Here is a 17,019-nt window from a genome sequence, read left to right as displayed (position 1 = left end):
TTAGAACTCCAGCCCAGCTTCACGAGCAGCATCAGCCAGCGCTTTCACGCGGCCGTGGTACTTGAAGCCAGAGCGGTCGAAAGCCACTTGCGAGACGCCCGCGGCCTTAGCACGCGTAGCGACCAGCTGGCCAACCTTAGTGGCCGCGTCGATGTTGCCAGTGGCACCATCACGCAGTTCTTTATCCAAAGTCGAGGCGCTTGCCAGGACTTGGTTGCCGTCGGCCGAGATGACCTGGGCGTAGATGTGCTGCGACGAGCGGTACACGCAGAGACGCACGACTTCGAGTTCGTGCATTTTCAGGCGTGCTTTGCGAGCGCGACGCAGTCGAGTAACTTTTTTGTCGGTCATTTGCTATGCCCTACTTCTTCTTGGCTTCTTTACGACGGACGACTTCGTCCGCGTAGCGCACACCTTTGCCTTTGTAAGGCTCTGGTGGACGGAAGTCGCGGATCTCAGCGGCCACCTGACCTACCAGCTGCTTATCAATACCCTTGATCAGGATATCGGTTTGGCTAGGGGTCTCAGCGGTGATGCCTTCCGGCAGTTCGTAATCCACTGGGTGCGAGAAGCCAAGGGCAAGGTTCAAAACCGTGCCTTTTGCTTGCGCTTTGTAACCAACACCGACCAGCTGGAGCTTGCGCTCGAAGCCTTGGCTTACGCCTTGGACCATGTTGTTTACCAACGCACGCGTGGTACCGGCCATTGCGCGAGTTTGTTGATCGCCATTGCGAGCAGCGAAACGCAGCTCACCAGCTTCTTCAACGATCTCAACGGACGAATGGATGTTCAGTTCAAGAGTGCCCTTGGCACCCTTCACCGAAAGCTGTTGGCCTGCGAATTTGACTTCGACACCGGCTGGCAGCTTAACGGGGTTCTTAGCGACGCGAGACATGCTTATCCCCCCTTAGAACACAGTGCAAAGAACTTCGCCGCCGACACCGGCAGCGCGCGCAGCACGATCCGTCATCACACCTTTGTTGGTGGAGACGATAGACACGCCAAGACCGCCACGAACTTTCGGCAGATCTTCAGCGGACTTGTACTGACGCAGGCCTGGACGGCTAACGCGCTTCACTTCCTCGATGACCGAACGGCCTTCGAAGTACTTCAGCTCGATGGACAGCAGTGGCTTGGTTTCGCTGCTGATCTGATAACCCGCAATGTAGCCTTCGTCTTTCAGGACTTTGGCAACAGCTACCTTCAACTTGGAAGATGGCATGCTTACGACGGACTTTTCAGCCATCTGGGCATTACGGATACGAGTTAGCATGTCCGCTAACGGGTCCTGCATACTCATGGGCTAGACGCTCCTAATACAAAAAAATTAGCCTTGCGGCTACATATGTCGCCGAGAATCTCCGAGCGTAAAAAACACGGGCTCAGGCGAGCCGCGTATTTTAGACACACTCCGGAAATGAAACAAGCCCCAAAAGGGGCTTGTTCCAGATTCAAGGTCACCGGCGGTCAGTATCTTGCGATGCAGACCCCCTAGACGCTGAAAGTACTTACCAGCTAGCTTTAACCAGACCTGGTACGTCACCACGCATTGCCGCTTCACGCAGTTTGTTACGGCCGAGGCCGAACTTGCGGTAAACGCCGTGTGGACGACCGGTCAGGCGGCAGCGGTTACGCATGCGCGAAGCGCTTGCGTCACGTGGCTGCTTCTGCAAAGCAACTGTAGCTTCCCAACGCGCTTCTGGACTTGCGTTCAGATCAACGATGATTGCTTTCAGTGCTGCACGCTTCTTGGCGTACTTGGCAACCGTGAGCTGACGCTTCAGCTCGCGGTTTTTCATGCTCATCTTGGCCATGGTCCTACTCCAATCAGTTGCGGAACGGGAATTTGAAAGCACGCAACAGAGCGCGACCTTCATCATCGTTCTTGGCAGTGGTGGTCAGGGTGATGTCCAGACCGCGGAGAGCATCGATCTTGTCGTAGTCGATTTCCGGGAAGATGATCTGCTCTTTCACGCCCATGCTGTAGTTACCACGACCATCGAAGGACTTGGCATTCAGGCCGCGGAAGTCGCGAACCCGAGGCAGGGAGATCGACAGCAGACGATCCAGGAATTCGTACATACGCTCACGGCGCAGAGTCACTTTGACGCCGATCGGCCAACCTTCACGGACTTTAAAGCCAGCGATGGATTTCCGAGCGTAAGTCACAACGACTTTTTGACCGGTGATCTTTTCCAGGTCAGCAACAGCGTGCTCGATGACTTTTTTGTCACCGACCGCTTCGCCCAAACCCATGTTCAGGGTGATTTTGGTAACGCGTGGAACTTCCATCACGTTCGAGAGCTTAAGTTCTTCTTTAAGCTTCGGTGCGATTTCTTTCCAGTAAATCTCTTTTAGTCGTGCCATGGTCTTCTACCTAGCAGTGTTCAAGCATCAACCGCTTTTTGGGTCGACTTGAAGACACGAATTTTCTTGCCATCTTCTACTTTAAAACCAACGCGGTCAGCCTTGTTGGTTTCGCCGTTGAAAATGGCGACGTTAGAAGCGTCCAGAGGAGCTTCTTTTTCGACGATACCGCCCTGCACGCCCGACATAGGGTTAGGCTTGGTATGGCGCTTAACCAGGTTCAGACCACCAATAACCAGACGGTTATTAGCGAGAACCTTAAGAACCTTACCGCGCTTACCTTTGTCTTTGCCGGCGATCACGATGATCTCGTCGTCACGACGAATCTTTTGCATGTCGGATCTCCTTACAGCACTTCTGGGGCGAGCGAGACGATCTTCATGAACTTCTCAGTACGAAGTTCACGCGTCACTGGCCCAAAGATACGGGTGCCGATCGGCTCTTGCTTGTTGTTCAGAAGAACAGCAGCGTTGCCATCAAAGCGGATAATAGAGCCGTCTGCACGGCGTACACCGTGACGAGTGCGGACTACAACAGCAGTCATCACTTGGCCTTTTTTCACCTTACCGCGAGGAATTGCTTCCTTCACGGTAACTTTGATGATGTCACCGATACCAGCGTAACGACGATGGGAGCCACCCAGCACCTTGATGCACATAACACGGCGAGCGCCGCTGTTATCGGCCACATCGAGCATGGATTGAGTCTGAATCATATAATTTCTCCGACCCCTAGTCCTTAGACTTCCACAGCGCGTTCGAGAACATCAACCAGCGCCCAAGACTTGGTCTTGGCCAGCGGACGAGTTTCACGAATAGTGACCTTGTCGCCGATGTGGCACTGATTGGTTTCGTCGTGCGCGTGCAGCTTAGTCGAACGCTTAACATATTTACCGTAGATCGGGTGCTTAACGCGACGCTCGATCAAAACGGTGATGGTTTTGTCCATCTTGTCGCTGACAACACGGCCAGTCAGCGTACGGACAGTCTTTTCGGCTTCAGCCATGATCACTTACCTGCCTGCTGGTTGAGCACAGTCTTCACGCGAGCAATGTCACGCTTAACTTGCGAGAGCAGATGAGACTGCCCCAACTGGCCAGTTGCTTTCTGCATACGCAGATTGAACTGGTCGCGCAGCAGGCCGAGCAGTTGCTCGTTCAGCTGCTGTGCGGATTTTTCACGAAGTTCATTCGCTTTCATCACATCACCGTCCGTTTAACAAAGGCGGTGGCGAGCGGCAGCTTTGCAGCAGCCAGGGCAAAAGCCTCACGCGCCAGCTCTTCAGTTACACCCTCGATTTCATACAGGACTTTGCCTGGCTGAATCTGGGCTACCCAGTATTCCACGTTACCCTTACCTTTACCCATCCGAACTTCGAGGGGCTTTTTGGAGATCGGCTTGTCCGGGAATACACGGATCCAGATCTTGCCGCCACGTTTAACGTGACGGGTCAGTGCACGACGCGCTGACTCGATCTGACGAGCGGTGAGACGACCACGAGCTACAGACTTCAGCGCGAACTCGCCGAAGCTGACTTTGCTACCGCGCTGAGCCAGACCACGGTTGTGGCCTGTCATCTGCTTGCGGAACTTCGTACGCTTTGGTTGCAACATTTGGCGTACCCCTTACTTAGCAGCTTTTTTACGAGGCGCTGGTGCTTGTGGTTTCAGTTCTTCTTGGCGACCACCAATTACTTCGCCTTTGAAGATCCAAACCTTTACACCGATCACACCATAAGTGGTGTGAGCTTCGTAGTTGGCATAGTCGATGTCGGCACGCAGGGTGTGCAGTGGCACACGACCTTCGCGATACCATTCAGTACGTGCGATTTCAGCACCGCCGAGACGACCGCTCACTTGGATTTTGATGCCTTTGGCACCAATGCGCATGGCGTTCTGTACGGCGCGCTTCATAGCGCGACGGAACATTACGCGACGCTCCAGCTGCTGAGCTACGCTCTGCGCAACCAGCATACCGTCGAGCTCCGGCTTACGGATCTCTTCGATATTGATGTGCACAGGCACACCCATTTGCTTGGTCAGGTCCTGACGCAGTTTCTCAACATCTTCACCTTTCTTCCCGATAACGATACCTGGACGAGCGGTGTGGATGGTGATACGTGCAGTTTGTGCCGGACGATGGATATCGATACGGCTTACGGACGCGCTTTTTAGTTTGTCTTGGAGATACTCACGCACCTTCAGATCAGCGAACAAATAGTCCGCATAAGTCCGACCGTCTGCGTACCAGACGGAGGTGTGCTCCTTGACGATTCCCAGGCGAATGCCAATGGGATGTACTTTCTGACCCATCTCTTCGACTCCGTTACTTGTCAGCAACCTTGACAGTGATATGGCAAGACCGCTTGACGATGCGATCAGCACGGCCTTTGGCACGTGGCATGATGCGCTTCAGCGAACGCCCTTCGTTGACGAAAACGGTGCTGACCTTCAGGTCATCAACGTCTGCGCCTTCGTTATGCTCGGCGTTGGCTACGGCCGACTCCAGCACTTTCTTCATGATCTCGGCGGCTTTCTTACTGCTGAAAGCCAACAGGTTGAGCGCTTCGCCCACCTTCTTCCCGCGGATCTGGTCGGCGACCAAGCGGGCTTTCTGGGCGGAGATTCGAGCGCCCGACAACTTAGCGGCTACTTCCATTTCCTAACCCCTTAACGCTTGGCTTTCTTGTCTGCCACGTGCCCACGATAAGTGCGGGTACCGGCAAACTCGCCTAGTTTGTGGCCGACCATGTCTTCGTTCACGAGAACTGGGACGTGCAAGCGACCGTTGTGTACAGCGATGGTCAGACCGACCATTTGTGGCAGGATCATCGAACGACGCGACCAGGTTTTCACCGGCTTGCGATCGTTCTTTTCCGCCGCCACTTCGATCTTCTTCAGTAGGTGAAGATCAATAAAAGGACCTTTTTTCAGAGAACGTGGCACTGTCGTATCCCTCTATTTACTTGCGACGACGGACGATCATTTTGTCGGTACGCTTATTACCACGAGTCTTCGCGCCCTTAGTCGGGAAGCCCCATGGCGATACCGGATGACGACCACCAGAGGTACGACCTTCACCACCACCGTGTGGGTGGTCAACCGGGTTCATGGCAACACCACGAACGGTTGGGCGAACGCCACGCCAGCGCTTGGCACCAGCTTTACCCAGCGAACGCAGGCTGTGCTCGGAGTTCGAGACTTCACCTAGGGTCGCGCGGCATTCAGCCAGAACTTTACGCATCTCACCAGAACGCAGACGCAGGGTCACGTAGACACCTTCACGAGCAATCAGCTGAGCCGAAGCACCAGCGGAACGAGCGATTTGCGCGCCTTTACCTGGCTTCAATTCGATGCCGTGTACGGTGCTACCAACTGGAATGTTACGCAGCTGCAGAGCGTTGCCCGGCTTGATCGGCGCCAAGGCACCTGCGATCAGCTGGTCGCCAGCACTCACACCTTTAGGTGCGATGATGTAGCGACGCTCGCCATCTGCGTACAGCAGCAGAGCGATGTGAGCAGTACGGTTTGGATCGTATTCGATACGCTCAACAGTGGCAGTGATGCCATCTTTGTCGTTGCGACGGAAGTCGACCAAACGATAATGCTGCTTATGGCCACCACCGATGTGACGAGTGGTAATACGACCATTGTTGTTACGACCACCAGTCTTCGATTTTTTCTCGAGCAGCGGTGCGTGAGGAGCGCCTTTATGCAGCTCCTGGTTGACCACCTTGACCACAAAACGGCGGCCAGGGGAAGTCGGTTTGCATTTAACGATTGCCATGATGCACCCCTTCCTTACTCAGCACTGCTGCTGAAATCGAGATCTTGGCCTGGCTGAAGGGAGATAACTGCCTTCTTCCAGTCATTACGCTTGCCCAGACCGCGAGCAGTGCGCTTGCTCTTACCCAGAACATTCAGGGTAGTAACACGCTCTACTTTCACGCTGAACAGGCTTTCGACGGCCTTCTTGATTTCCAGCTTGGTTGCGTCAGTTGCAACCTTGAAAACGAACTGGCCTTTCTTGTCAGCCAGAACCGTAGCCTTTTCGGAAACGTGCGGGCCAAGCAGAACTTTAAATACGCGTTCCTGGTTCATCCCAGCAGCTCCTCGAATTTCTTCACGGCCGACACGGTGATCAACACCTTGTCGTATGCGATCAGACTAACTGGATCGGAACCTTGCACGTCACGTACATCAACGTGTGGCAGGTTGCGAGCAGCCAGGTACAGGTTCTGATCAACAGCTTCAGACACGATCAAAACATCGGTCAGGCTCATGTTGTTCAGTTTGCCCAGCAGATCTTTGGTTTTTGGACTTTCAACAGCGAAGTCCTGAACCACGACCAGACGATCAGTACGCACGAGTTCAGCAAGGATGGAGCGCAGAGCTGCGCGGTACATCTTCTTGTTGAGCTTCTGAGTGTGATCCTGTGGACGAGCTGCGAAAGTGGTACCGCCGCCACGCCAGATTGGGCTACGGATAGTACCGGCACGAGCACGGCCAGTGCCTTTCTGACGCCATGGGCGCTTACCGCCACCACGAACGTCGGAACGGGTCTTTTGCTGCTTGCTACCTTGACGGCCGCCGGCCATGTAGGCCACGACTGCTTGGTGAACGAGCGTCTCGTTGAATTCGCCGCCAAATGTCAGTTCGGAAACTTCGATCGCTTGAGCGTCATTTACATTTAATTGCATGTCAGCTTCCCCTTAACCGCGAGCCTTGGCCGCTGGACGTACAACCAGGTTGCCGCCAGTAGCGCCAGGAACAGCACCCTTGACCAACAACAGATTGCGTTCAGCGTCGACGCGCACTACTTCGAGGGACTGCACGGTCACGCGCTCAGCGCCCATATGACCGGACATTTTTTTGCCCTTGAATACACGACCAGGAGTCTGGCACTGGCCAATAGAGCCCGGGACGCGGTGGGAGACGGAGTTACCGTGAGTGTTATCTTGACCACGGAAATTCCAACGCTTGATCGTACCCTGGAAGCCTTTACCTTTGGACTGACCGGTTACATCAACCAGTTGACCAGCGGCAAAGATTTCAGCGTTGATCAGATCGCCAGCCTGGTAGTCGCCATCTTCAAGACGGAACTCCATAACAGTGCGACCAGCTGCAACGTTTGCTTTAGCGAAGTGACCTGCTTGAGCAGCAGTCACGCGCGAAGCACGACGCTCGCCGACAGTGACTTGCACTGCACGATAGCCATCGGTCTCTTCAGTTTTGAACTGGGTGACGCGATTCGGTTCGATCTCAATGACCGTAACCGGAATGGAGACACCTTCTTCGGTGAAAATACGGGTCATACCGCATTTACGACCGACTACACCAATAGTCATGTTGTAAACCTCATGAGTGTACGGGGCTTTCACCCGCTATGGCCGCCCATTTCAGAGCGTTACACGACTAAGACCCAAGTCTTAGCCGAGGCTGATCTGAACTTCCACACCGGCCGCCAGATCAAGCTTCATAAGTGCATCAACGGTTTTATCCGTTGGCTGGACGATGTCCAGTACGCGCTTATGAGTACGGATCTCGTACTGGTCACGCGCGTCTTTGTTGACGTGCGGGGAGACCAGAACGGTGAACCGCTCTTTACGGGTAGGCAGTGGAATTGGACCACGCACTTGAGCACCAGTACGTTTCGCGGTTTCCACGATTTCCTGGGTGGATTGGTCGATCAGGCGATGGTCAAAAGCCTTCAACCTGATACGGATTTGCTGATTTTGCATTGGATTTCAGACTCCGGCTGCTATTCCCACCGAGCGCAATACGCCCGTTAAAAGGAGGCGCAATTCTATAGACGGCCCAGATGGGTGTCAACCCAATAAAAAAGGCCCCCGCTAAGCGGGGGCCTCCTCAAAACATCAGAGCTATCTCAGAAGAGATAATTACTCGATGATTTTAGCTACAACGCCAGCACCAACGGTACGGCCGCCTTCACGGATTGCGAAGCGCAGACCGTCTTCCATAGCGATGGTTTTGATCAGGGTGACAACCATTTTGATGTTGTCGCCTGGCATTACCATTTCTACGCCTTCCGGCAGTTCGCAGTTACCAGTAACGTCGGTAGTACGGAAGTAGAACTGTGGACGGTAGCCTTTGAAGAACGGAGTGTGACGACCGCCTTCTTCTTTGCTCAGCACGTACACTTCAGCTTCGAACTTGGTGTGCGGCTTAACCGAACCCGGCTTAACCAGAACCTGGCCACGCTCAACGTCGTCACGCTTGGTACCACGCAGCAGAACGCCGCAGTTCTCGCCCGCACGACCTTCGTCGAGCAGCTTACGGAACATTTCAACACCGGTGCAGGTGGTGACGGTAGTGTCACGCAGACCAACGATTTCCAGTGGATCTTGAACCTTAACGATACCGCGCTCGATACGACCAGTCACAACAGTACCACGACCGGAGATCGAGAATACGTCTTCGATTGGCATCAGGAACGGCTTGTCGATAACACGAACTGGATCTGGGATGTAGCTGTCCAGAGTCTCAACCAGTTTACGAACGGACGTGGTGCCCATTTCGTTGTCGTCTTTGCCTTCCAGAGCCATACGAGCAGAACCGATGATGATCGGAGTGTCGTCACCTGGGAAGTCGTAAGTGCTCAGCAGATCGCGCACTTCCATCTCAACCAGTTCCAGCAGCTCAGCGTCGTCTACCAGGTCAGCCTTGTTCAGGTAAACCACGATGTACGGAACGCCAACCTGGCGGGACAGCAGGATGTGCTCACGGGTTTGTGGCATCGGACCATCAGCGGCCGAGCAAACCAGGATCGCGCCGTCCATCTGGGCAGCACCGGTGATCATGTTCTTCACATAGTCGGCGTGACCTGGGCAGTCAACGTGAGCGTAGTGACGGATCAGCGAGTTGTATTCAACGTGCGCAGTGTTGATGGTGATACCACGAGCTTTTTCTTCTGGCGCGCTGTCGATTTTATCGAAATCAACGATTGCGGAACCGAACACTTCGGAGCAAACGCGAGTCAGAGCAGCAGTCAGAGTGGTTTTACCATGGTCAACGTGACCGATGGTGCCAACGTTGACGTGCGGTAGGGAACGATCAAATTTTTCTTTAGCCACGACAATTAACTCCTTGCCTAAAGGACTGAATCAGCCTTGTTTTTTGGATACAGTTTCAGCGATGTGCGCCGGAGCTGTGTTGTATTTTTTGAATTCCATAGAGTAGCTTGCGCGACCCTGGGACATGGAGCGAACGTCGGTCGCATAACCGAACATCTCACCCAACGGAACCTCGGCGCGAATCACTTTGCCGGAAACCGTGTCTTCCATACCCAAGATCATGCCGCGACGACGGTTAAGGTCGCCCATGACATCACCCATATAGTCTTCAGGTGTAACAACTTCTACCGCCATGATTGGCTCAAGCAACTCACCACCGCCCTTTTGGGCCAGTTGCTTGGTTGCCATGGAAGCAGCCACCTTAAACGCCATCTCGTTGGAGTCGACGTCGTGGTAAGAACCGTCAAAAACGGTTGCTTTCAGGCCGATCAGCGGATAGCCGGCAACAACACCGTTCTTCATCTGCTCTTCGATACCCTTCTGGATAGCAGGGATGTATTCCTTAGGAACAACACCACCCACTACTTCGTTCACGAATTGCAGACCTTCCTGACCTTCGTCAGCAGGAGCAAAACGGATCCAGCAGTGACCGAACTGACCACGACCGCCGGACTGACGAACGAACTTGCCTTCGATTTCACAGTTTTTCGTGATGCGCTCACGATAGGAAACCTGAGGCTTACCGATGTTGGCTTCGACGTTAAACTCACGGCGCATCCGGTCAACCAGGATGTCCAGGTGCAGCTCGCCCATGCCAGAGATGATCGTTTGACCAGTCTCTTCATCAGTCTTAACGCGGAAAGATGGATCTTCCTGAGCAAGCTTGCCCAAAGCGATACCCATTTTTTCCTGGTCATCCTTGGTCTTAGGCTCTACGGCAACCGAAATAACCGGCTCCGGGAAGTCCATGCGAACCAGGATGATTGGCTTAGCAGCGTCGCACAAAGTCTCACCAGTGGTGACATCCTTCATGCCGATCAGGGCCGCGATGTCACCAGCGCGCACTTCCTTGATCTCTTCACGGGCGTTTGCGTGCATTTGCACCATACGACCCACGCGCTCTTTCTTACCTTTAACCGAGTTGATCACACCGTCGCCGGACGCCAACACGCCCGAGTAAACGCGGACGAAAGTCAAGGTACCCACGAATGGGTCGGTAGCGATCTTGAACGCCAGGGCCGAGAACGGCTCGCTGTCGTCTGCATGACGCTCCATTTCCTCTTCCTCGTTATCAGGGTTGGTACCCTTGATAGCAGGAATGTCGGTTGGAGCAGGCAGGTAGTCGATCACAGCATCGAGAACCAGGGGAACACCCTTGTTCTTGAACGAGGAACCGCAAACAGCCAAGACGATCTCACCAGCGATAGTACGCTGACGCAGAGCGGCCTTGATTTCCACGTTGGTGAGTTCTTCACCTTCGAGGTACTTGTTCATCAGCTCTTCGCTGGCTTCGGCAGCAGCCTCAACCATGTTGTTGCGCCACTCGTCAGCCAGTTCCTGCAGTTCAGCAGGGATAGGCTTACGAACAGGAACCATACCTTTGTCGGAATCATTCCAGTAGACCGCTTCCATGTTGATCAGATCGATCTGACCCTGGAAGTTGTCCTCGGAACCGATAGCCAGTTGGATTGGCACCGGAGTGTGACCCAGACGCTGCTTGATCTGACCGATCACGCGCAGGAAGTTGGCACCAGCACGGTCCATCTTGTTTACGTAAACAAGACGTGGAACGCCGTATTTGTTGGCTTGACGCCATACGGTTTCCGACTGAGGCTCAACACCCGAAGTACCACAGAACACAACGACAGCGCCATCGAGTACGCGCAGGGAACGTTCAACTTCAATGGTAAAGTCTACGTGGCCCGGGGTATCGATTACGTTGAAGCGATGCTCGTCTTTGTACTGCTTCTCAGAACCTTTCCAGAAGGCGGTAATAGCAGCAGAAGTAATGGTAATACCACGCTCCTGCTCCTGAACCATCCAGTCTGTGGTCGCGGCGCCATCATGCACCTCGCCCATTTTGTGACTTTTGCCGGTGTAAAACAGTACGCGCTCGGTGGTGGTGGTTTTACCAGCATCCACGTGAGCAACGATACCGATGTTACGGTAGCGGCTAATCGGAGTAGTACGAGCCATAAAGCCCTCGCAAAATTAGTGAAGCTAAGATTAGAAGCGGTAGTGCGAGAAAGCTTTGTTAGCTTCAGCCATACGGTGCACGTCTTCACGCTTCTTAACAGCAGCACCTTTACCTTCAGCAGCGTCCAACAGTTCGCCAGCCAAACGCAGAGCCATAGACTTCTCGCCACGCTTACGGGCGAAGTCTACCAACCAGCGCATTGCCAGGGCGTTACGACGGGACGGACGAACTTCAACCGGAACCTGATAAGTAGCGCCGCCTACACGGCGCGACTTCACTTCGACCAGCGGAGCGATGGCGTCGAGAGCTTTCTCGAAGATTTCCAGGGGGTCGCTGTTCTTGCGTTCTTTAACCTTTTCCAGCGCGCCATAAACGATACGCTCGGCAACGGCTTTCTTGCCGCTTTCCATCACGTGGTTCATGAACTTGGCCAGAATTTGGCTTCCGTATTTTGGATCGTCAAGCACTTCGCGCTTGGCTGCTACGCGTCTTCTTGGCATGGATAAGCCCTCAAACGGTCTTCAGGTTCGCTCGGAATCAGTGCCCTTTCGGGACGCCTCCGACCTTACTCTTATCGACTCAGAAAATAAGATGGTTCAGTTTTACAAAAAGCCGCTACTACTTAGGCTTCTTGGTACCGTACTTCGAACGACCCTGGTTACGACCTTTAACGCCGGAAGTATCCAAGGAGCCGCGTACGGTGTGATAACGAACACCTGGCAAGTCTTTTACACGACCGCCACGAATCAGCACCACGCTGTGCTCTTGCAGGTTGTGGCCTTCACCGCCGATGTACGAGGAAACCTCGAAACCGTTGGTCAGACGCACACGGCACACTTTACGCAGTGCCGAGTTAGGTTTTTTCGGCGTAGTGGTATACACGCGAGTGCACACGCCACGACGTTGCGGGCAGTTCTGCAGCGCAGGCACGTCGGATTTCTCGACGATACGCTTACGCGGCTGACGTACCAGCTGGTTGATAGTTGCCATCTACTAGCTCCACTGTTGTCTTGCGACGCTATTGTCTTGCAAGAAAAGCAAAAATGGCAGGAACGAATTCCCGCCAAATTTAGGGGTACAAGAGTCTAAAGAGGATCTTGCCCCCAGTCAAGGCAAGGCCCCGACCTCCCCTCTCGTCGAACCGGGGCAAAATTGCCTCGATCCGACGAATGGGACTGCCAGGGCCCGGACTTATTTATTGCAGAACTCAGTTACCGCTTGAGTTCAGCGCTTCGGTCAGTGCAGCTTCCACTTCACTGGCGCTTACGCGCAGCGGCTTGTCAGCATCACGGCGGCGCTTACGCTCGCTGTGGTAAGCCAAACCGGTACCAGCCGGGATCAGACGACCCACGACCACGTTTTCTTTCAGGCCGCGCAGGTAATCGCGCTTGCCGGTTACCGCTGCTTCGGTCAGTACGCGAGTGGTCTCCTGGAAGGAGGCCGCCGAGATGAACGACTCAGTGGACAACGACGCCTTGGTGATACCCAGCAGAACACGAGTGAACTTGGATACGAATTTCTCGTCGCCAGCCAGACGCTCGTTCTCTACCAGTACGTGAGTCAGTTCCATCTGGTCGCCCTTGATGAAACTGGAATCGCCGGATTCAGCGATTTCAACTTTACGCAGCATCTGACGCAGGATGGTCTCAATGTGCTTATCGTTGATCTTCACGCCTTGCAGACGATAAACATCCTGGATCTCGTTAACGATGTACTTGGCCAGCGCACTCACACCCAGCAGACGCAGGATGTCGTGTGGATCGCTCGGGCCGTCGGAGATAACTTCGCCGCGGTTTACCTGTTCGCCTTCGAAGACGTTCAGGTGACGCCACTTCGGAATCAGCTCTTCGTACGGATCGCTACCGTCGTTCGGGGTAATAACCAGACGGCGCTTGCCTTTAGTCTCTTTACCGAACGCGATGGTGCCGCTGACTTCAGCCAGAATCGATGCTTCTTTCGGACGACGAGCTTCGAACAAGTCGGCAACACGCGGCAGACCACCGGTAATGTCACGGGTCTTCGAAGTTTCTTGCGGGATACGAGCGATAACATCACCGATCGCAATCTTCGCACCATCCGCTACACCGACCAGGGCGTTAGCTGGCAGGAAGTACTGAGCGATTACGTCAGTGCCTGGCAGCAACAAATCCTTGCCGTTGTCATCGACCATCTTAACGGCAGGACGGATGTCTTTACCGGCAGCTGGACGATCTTTCGCGTCGAGTACTTCAATGTTGGTCATACCGGTCAATTCGTCAGTCTGACGCTTGATCGTGATGCCTTCTTCCATGCCCACGTAGGTCACGGTACCTTTCATTTCGGTAACGATTGGGTGAGTGTGCGGATCCCACTTGGCCACGATTGCGCCAGCGTCGACCTTGTCACCTTCTTTAACCGAAATCACAGCACCATACGGCAGCTTGTAACGCTCACGCTCACGACCGTAGTCGTCAGCGATTGCCAGCTCACCGGAACGGGATACTGCAACCAGACAACCATCCACTCGCTCAACGTGCTTCAGGTTGTGCAGGCGGACAGTACCGCCATTCTTCACCTGAACGCTGTCAGCTGCGGAGGTCCGGCTTGCCGCACCACCGATGTGGAACGTACGCATGGTCAGCTGGGTACCCGGCTCACCGATGGATTGGGCAGCGATAACGCCGACCGCTTCACCGATATTCACCTGGTGACCACGAGCCAAGTCACGGCCATAGCACTTGGCGCAAATACCGTAGCGGGTTTCGCAGCTAATCGGCGAGCGAACAATCACTTCGTCGATGCTGTTGAGTTCGATGAACTCGACCCACTTCTCATCAACCAGAGTGCCGGCAGGAACGATGATTTCCTCAGTACCTGGCTTGAACACGTCACGCGCAATAACACGACCCAATACGCGCTCACCCAGCGGCTCTACAACGTCACCGCCTTCAATGTGCGGAGTCATGAGCAGGCCGTGCTCGGTGCCGCAATCGATCTCGGTTACAACCAGATCTTGTGCAACGTCTACCAGACGACGTGTCAGGTAACCGGAGTTAGCGGTTTTCAACGCGGTATCCGCCAGACCTTTACGAGCGCCGTGAGTGGAGATGAAGTACTGAAGTACGCTCAAACCTTCACGGAAGTTCGCAGTAATCGGCGTTTCGATGATGGAACCGTCCGGCTTGGCCATCAGGCCACGCATACCGGCGAGCTGACGGATCTGCGCAGCAGAACCCCGTGCGCCCGAGTCGGCCATCATGTACATCGAGTTGAAGGACTCCTGGTCGACTTCGACGCCATGACGGTCGATGACTTTCTCTTTCGAGAGGTTGGCCATCATCGCCTTGGAAACTTCATCGTTCGCCTTGGACCAAAGGTCGATCACTTTGTTGTACTTCTCGCCCTGTGTTACCAGGCCCGAGGCGTACTGGCTTTCGATCTCTTTCACTTCGTCAGTAGCAGCACTGATGATGCGGGCTTTTTCATCCGGGATAACAAAGTCGTTAACACCGATGGAAACGCCGGAAATGGTCGAATAAGCAAAACCGGTGTACATCAACTGGTCAGCGAAGATAACAGTCTCTTTCAAACCAACCACGCGGTAGCACTGGTTGATCAATTTGGAGATCGCCTTTTTCTTCATCGGCAGGTTGACGACATCGTACGACAGACCTTTTGGCACAACTTGATACAACAGTGCACGGCCAACAGTTGTGTCGACGATACGAACGTTGCTCACGCTTCCGCCATCACGATCGTTGACGGTTTCGTGGATCCGCACCTTGACCTTGGCGTGCAATGCGGCTTCGCCGGCACGGAACACACGGTCAACTTCCTGCAAGTCCGCAAATACACGACCTTCGCCTTTGGCGTTGATCGCTTCACGCGTCATGTAGTACAGACCCAATACAACGTCCTGCGACGGAACGATGATTGGCTCACCGTTGGCTGGCGACAGAATGTTGTTGGTCGACATCATCAACGCACGCGCTTCCAGCTGGGCTTCCAGCGTCAGCGGTACGTGCACGGCCATTTGGTCGCCGTCGAAGTCGGCGTTGTACGCAGCACAGACCAGAGGGTGCAGCTGAATAGCCTTACCTTCGATCAGTACCGGTTCAAACGCCTGGATACCCAGACGGTGAAGGGTCGGTGCACGGTTGAGGAGGACCGGGTGTTCGCGAATCACTTCAGCAAGAACGTCCCAAACCTCTGGCAGTTCGCGCTCGACCATTTTCTTGGCCGCTTTGATGGTGGTCGCGAGACCGCGCATTTCCAGCTTGCCGAAGATGAACGGCTTGAACAGCTCGAGAGCCATCTTCTTAGGCAGACCGCACTGGTGCAGACGCAGGGTCGGGCCTACGGTAATTACCGAACGACCGGAGTAGTCAACACGCTTACCGAGCAAGTTTTGACGGAAACGACCTTGCTTACCCTTGATCATGTCGGCCAGGGATTTCAGAGGACGCTTGTTGGAACCCGTGATAGCGCGACCACGACGACCGTTGTCGAGCAGGGCATCAACCGCTTCTTGCAACATACGCTTTTCGTTGCGCACGATGATGTCCGGAGCGGACAGATCAAGCAGGCGCTTCAAGCGGTTGTTACGGTTGATCACGCGACGGTATAGGTCGTTGAGGTCGGAGGTCGCAAAACGACCGCCGTCCAACGGTACCAGCGGACGCAGGTCTGGCGGCAGAACCGGCAGAACGGTCAGCACCATCCACTCTGGCAAGTTGCCGGAACCCTGGAAGGCTTCCATCAACTTCAGACGCTTGGACAGCTTCTTGATCTTGGTTTCGGAGTTGGTTTGCGGAATTTCTTCACGCAGACGGCCAATCTCGTGTTCCAGGTCGATAGCGTGCAGCAGTTCGCGGACCGCTTCGGCACCCATGCGGGCATCGAAATCGTCGCCGAACTCTTCCAGCGCTTCGAAGTACTGCTCGTCGTTCAGCAACTGACCCTTTTCAAGGGTGGTCATGCCTGGGTCGATAACGACATAGCTCTCGAAGTAGAGAACGCGCTCGATATCACGCAGGGTCATGTCCATCAGCAAACCGATACGGGACGGCAGCGATTTCAGGAACCAGATGTGAGCAACCGGCGAAGCCAGTTCGATGTGCGCCATGCGCTCACGACGAACCTTGGCCAGTGCAACTTCAACGCCACACTTCTCGCAGATCACACCACGGTGTTTCAAGCGCTTGTACTTACCGCACAGGCACTCGTAATCCTTTACCGGGCCAAAGATCTTGGCGCAGAACAGGCCGTCACGTTCAGGTTTGAACGTACGGTAGTTGATGGTTTCCGGTTTTTTAACTTCACCGAACGACCACGAACGGATCATCTCAGGCGATGCCAACCCAATACGGATGGCGTCGAACTCTTCGACTTGACCCTGGTTTTTCAGCAAATTCAGTAGGTCTTTCAAGGCCTTTCCTCCTGGC

At 54.4% G+C, this 17,019-nt stretch carries 23 protein-coding genes; all 23 read right to left on the bottom strand.

Going from position 1 to position 17,019, the window contains the following annotated elements; genetic code table 11:
• The gene (gene rplR / locus AB4N82_RS13170; RefSeq protein ID WP_003176410.1) at positions 1–351 is read right to left on the bottom strand and encodes a 50S ribosomal protein L18; all 351 of its coding nucleotides are present in this window, start codon (positions 349–351) and stop codon (positions 1–3) included.
• A gap of 10 nt (positions 352–361) precedes the next feature.
• On the bottom strand, positions 362–895 hold the full coding sequence (rplF, locus tag AB4N82_RS13165; protein WP_003176412.1) for a 50S ribosomal protein L6: 534 nt from the start codon (positions 893–895) through the stop codon (positions 362–364).
• A gap of 12 nt (positions 896–907) precedes the next feature.
• Positions 908–1,300, bottom strand: coding sequence for a 30S ribosomal protein S8 (gene rpsH / locus AB4N82_RS13160; RefSeq protein WP_010566853.1), 393 nt, complete (start codon positions 1,298–1,300; stop codon positions 908–910).
• 208 nt (positions 1,301–1,508) lie between these two features.
• Positions 1,509–1,814, bottom strand: a complete 306-nt coding sequence (gene rpsN / locus AB4N82_RS13155; protein WP_003176414.1) for a 30S ribosomal protein S14 — start codon at positions 1,812–1,814, stop codon at positions 1,509–1,511.
• Between the two features lie 13 nt (positions 1,815–1,827).
• On the bottom strand, positions 1,828–2,367 hold the full coding sequence (gene rplE / locus AB4N82_RS13150) for a 50S ribosomal protein L5 (protein WP_003176415.1): 540 nt from the start codon (positions 2,365–2,367) through the stop codon (positions 1,828–1,830).
• Between the two features lie 20 nt (positions 2,368–2,387).
• Complete coding sequence (rplX, locus tag AB4N82_RS13145; protein ID WP_003176416.1) at positions 2,388–2,702, bottom strand: 50S ribosomal protein L24; 315 nt, start codon at positions 2,700–2,702, stop codon at positions 2,388–2,390.
• 11 nt (positions 2,703–2,713) lie between these two features.
• The gene (rplN, locus tag AB4N82_RS13140; protein ID WP_002555479.1) at positions 2,714–3,082 is read right to left on the bottom strand and encodes a 50S ribosomal protein L14; all 369 of its coding nucleotides are present in this window, start codon (positions 3,080–3,082) and stop codon (positions 2,714–2,716) included.
• 23 nt (positions 3,083–3,105) lie between these two features.
• A complete protein-coding gene (rpsQ, locus tag AB4N82_RS13135; RefSeq protein WP_003176419.1) occupies positions 3,106–3,372 on the bottom strand; it encodes a 30S ribosomal protein S17 in 267 nt (88 codons plus the stop codon).
• Positions 3,373–3,374: 2 nt separating this feature from the next.
• Positions 3,375–3,566, bottom strand: a complete 192-nt coding sequence (gene rpmC, locus AB4N82_RS13130; protein ID WP_002555481.1) for a 50S ribosomal protein L29 — start codon at positions 3,564–3,566, stop codon at positions 3,375–3,377.
• Positions 3,566–3,979 carry a 50S ribosomal protein L16 gene (rplP, locus tag AB4N82_RS13125; RefSeq protein WP_003232424.1) on the bottom strand — a complete coding sequence of 138 codons (414 nt, stop codon included), beginning with the start codon at positions 3,977–3,979 and terminating at the stop codon, positions 3,566–3,568. Before rplP ends, rpmC begins: the two co-directional genes overlap by 1 nt.
• Before the next feature lie 12 nt (positions 3,980–3,991).
• Positions 3,992–4,678, bottom strand: a complete 687-nt coding sequence (gene rpsC / locus AB4N82_RS13120) for a 30S ribosomal protein S3 (RefSeq protein ID WP_003176422.1) — start codon at positions 4,676–4,678, stop codon at positions 3,992–3,994.
• A gap of 13 nt (positions 4,679–4,691) precedes the next feature.
• Complete coding sequence (gene rplV, locus AB4N82_RS13115) at positions 4,692–5,024, bottom strand: 50S ribosomal protein L22 (RefSeq protein WP_003103908.1); 333 nt, start codon at positions 5,022–5,024, stop codon at positions 4,692–4,694.
• An 11-nt stretch (positions 5,025–5,035) separates the two neighbouring features.
• The gene (rpsS, locus tag AB4N82_RS13110; protein ID WP_003232420.1) at positions 5,036–5,311 is read right to left on the bottom strand and encodes a 30S ribosomal protein S19; all 276 of its coding nucleotides are present in this window, start codon (positions 5,309–5,311) and stop codon (positions 5,036–5,038) included.
• A gap of 16 nt (positions 5,312–5,327) precedes the next feature.
• Positions 5,328–6,152, bottom strand: coding sequence for a 50S ribosomal protein L2 (rplB, locus tag AB4N82_RS13105; protein ID WP_032884535.1), 825 nt, complete (start codon positions 6,150–6,152; stop codon positions 5,328–5,330).
• A 14-nt stretch (positions 6,153–6,166) separates the two neighbouring features.
• Positions 6,167–6,466, bottom strand: a complete 300-nt coding sequence (gene rplW / locus AB4N82_RS13100) for a 50S ribosomal protein L23 (RefSeq protein WP_002555488.1) — start codon at positions 6,464–6,466, stop codon at positions 6,167–6,169.
• Positions 6,463–7,065 (bottom strand): 50S ribosomal protein L4, encoded by a 603-nt coding sequence (gene rplD / locus AB4N82_RS13095; protein WP_017135963.1) that lies wholly within the window; start codon positions 7,063–7,065, stop codon positions 6,463–6,465. The genes rplW and rplD overlap by 4 nt, the downstream gene beginning before the upstream one ends.
• A 12-nt stretch (positions 7,066–7,077) precedes the next feature.
• Complete coding sequence (gene rplC / locus AB4N82_RS13090) at positions 7,078–7,713, bottom strand: 50S ribosomal protein L3 (protein WP_003194649.1); 636 nt, start codon at positions 7,711–7,713, stop codon at positions 7,078–7,080.
• Positions 7,714–7,794: 81 nt separating this feature from the next.
• Positions 7,795–8,106 carry a 30S ribosomal protein S10 gene (rpsJ, locus tag AB4N82_RS13085; protein ID WP_003186070.1) on the bottom strand — a complete coding sequence of 104 codons (312 nt, stop codon included), beginning with the start codon at positions 8,104–8,106 and terminating at the stop codon, positions 7,795–7,797.
• A 159-nt stretch (positions 8,107–8,265) separates the two neighbouring features.
• On the bottom strand, positions 8,266–9,459 hold the full coding sequence (tuf, locus tag AB4N82_RS13080) for an elongation factor Tu (RefSeq protein WP_003176426.1): 1,194 nt from the start codon (positions 9,457–9,459) through the stop codon (positions 8,266–8,268).
• Positions 9,460–9,489: 30 nt separating this feature from the next.
• Complete coding sequence (fusA, locus tag AB4N82_RS13075; RefSeq protein WP_010206921.1) at positions 9,490–11,595, bottom strand: elongation factor G; 2,106 nt, start codon at positions 11,593–11,595, stop codon at positions 9,490–9,492.
• A 30-nt stretch (positions 11,596–11,625) separates the two neighbouring features.
• Positions 11,626–12,096 carry a 30S ribosomal protein S7 gene (rpsG, locus tag AB4N82_RS13070; RefSeq protein ID WP_002555493.1) on the bottom strand — a complete coding sequence of 157 codons (471 nt, stop codon included), beginning with the start codon at positions 12,094–12,096 and terminating at the stop codon, positions 11,626–11,628.
• A gap of 118 nt (positions 12,097–12,214) precedes the next feature.
• Positions 12,215–12,586, bottom strand: coding sequence for a 30S ribosomal protein S12 (gene rpsL, locus AB4N82_RS13065; RefSeq protein ID WP_002555494.1), 372 nt, complete (start codon positions 12,584–12,586; stop codon positions 12,215–12,217).
• 217 nt (positions 12,587–12,803) lie between these two features.
• Positions 12,804–17,003: a DNA-directed RNA polymerase subunit beta' gene (gene rpoC, locus AB4N82_RS13060; RefSeq protein ID WP_032884534.1), complete on the bottom strand. Its 4,200-nt coding sequence runs from the start codon at positions 17,001–17,003 to the stop codon at positions 12,804–12,806.
• Positions 17,004–17,019 lie beyond the last annotated feature (16 nt).

It is taken from the genome of Pseudomonas sp. H1_D04, assembly GCF_054683855.1.
This window is presented reverse-complemented; position numbering and strand designations above follow the sequence as displayed.

What these genes read in the sequence shown, in the direction of transcription:
- rplR (WP_003176410.1), bottom strand. Translation starts at nt 351, where the DNA reads ATGACCGACAAAAAAGTTACTCGACTGCGTCGCGCTCGCAAAGCACGC.
- rplF (WP_003176412.1), bottom strand. Translation starts at nt 895, where the DNA reads ATGTCTCGCGTCGCTAAGAACCCCGTTAAGCTGCCAGCCGGTGTCGAA.
- rpsH (WP_010566853.1), bottom strand. Translation starts at nt 1,300, where the DNA reads ATGAGTATGCAGGACCCGTTAGCGGACATGCTAACTCGTATCCGTAAT.
- rpsN (WP_003176414.1), bottom strand. Translation starts at nt 1,814, where the DNA reads ATGGCCAAGATGAGCATGAAAAACCGCGAGCTGAAGCGTCAGCTCACG.
- rplE (WP_003176415.1), bottom strand. Translation starts at nt 2,367, where the DNA reads ATGGCACGACTAAAAGAGATTTACTGGAAAGAAATCGCACCGAAGCTT.
- rplX (WP_003176416.1), bottom strand. Translation starts at nt 2,702, where the DNA reads ATGCAAAAGATTCGTCGTGACGACGAGATCATCGTGATCGCCGGCAAA.
- rplN (WP_002555479.1), bottom strand. Translation starts at nt 3,082, where the DNA reads ATGATTCAGACTCAATCCATGCTCGATGTGGCCGATAACAGCGGCGCT.
- rpsQ (WP_003176419.1), bottom strand. Translation starts at nt 3,372, where the DNA reads ATGGCTGAAGCCGAAAAGACTGTCCGTACGCTGACTGGCCGTGTTGTC.
- rpmC (WP_002555481.1), bottom strand. Translation starts at nt 3,566, where the DNA reads ATGAAAGCGAATGAACTTCGTGAAAAATCCGCACAGCAGCTGAACGAG.
- rplP (WP_003232424.1), bottom strand. Translation starts at nt 3,979, where the DNA reads ATGTTGCAACCAAAGCGTACGAAGTTCCGCAAGCAGATGACAGGCCAC.
- rpsC (WP_003176422.1), bottom strand. Translation starts at nt 4,678, where the DNA reads ATGGGTCAGAAAGTACATCCCATTGGCATTCGCCTGGGAATCGTCAAG.
- rplV (WP_003103908.1), bottom strand. Translation starts at nt 5,024, where the DNA reads ATGGAAGTAGCCGCTAAGTTGTCGGGCGCTCGAATCTCCGCCCAGAAA.
- rplB (WP_032884535.1), bottom strand. Translation starts at nt 6,152, where the DNA reads ATGGCAATCGTTAAATGCAAACCGACTTCCCCTGGCCGCCGTTTTGTG.
- rplW (WP_002555488.1), bottom strand. Translation starts at nt 6,466, where the DNA reads ATGAACCAGGAACGCGTATTTAAAGTTCTGCTTGGCCCGCACGTTTCC.
- rplD (WP_017135963.1), bottom strand. Translation starts at nt 7,065, where the DNA reads ATGCAATTAAATGTAAATGACGCTCAAGCGATCGAAGTTTCCGAACTG.
- rplC (WP_003194649.1), bottom strand. Translation starts at nt 7,713, where the DNA reads ATGACTATTGGTGTAGTCGGTCGTAAATGCGGTATGACCCGTATTTTC.
- rpsJ (WP_003186070.1), bottom strand. Translation starts at nt 8,106, where the DNA reads ATGCAAAATCAGCAAATCCGTATCAGGTTGAAGGCTTTTGACCATCGC.
- fusA (WP_010206921.1), bottom strand. Translation starts at nt 11,595, where the DNA reads ATGGCTCGTACTACTCCGATTAGCCGCTACCGTAACATCGGTATCGTT.
- rpsG (WP_002555493.1), bottom strand. Translation starts at nt 12,096, where the DNA reads ATGCCAAGAAGACGCGTAGCAGCCAAGCGCGAAGTGCTTGACGATCCA.
- rpsL (WP_002555494.1), bottom strand. Translation starts at nt 12,586, where the DNA reads ATGGCAACTATCAACCAGCTGGTACGTCAGCCGCGTAAGCGTATCGTC.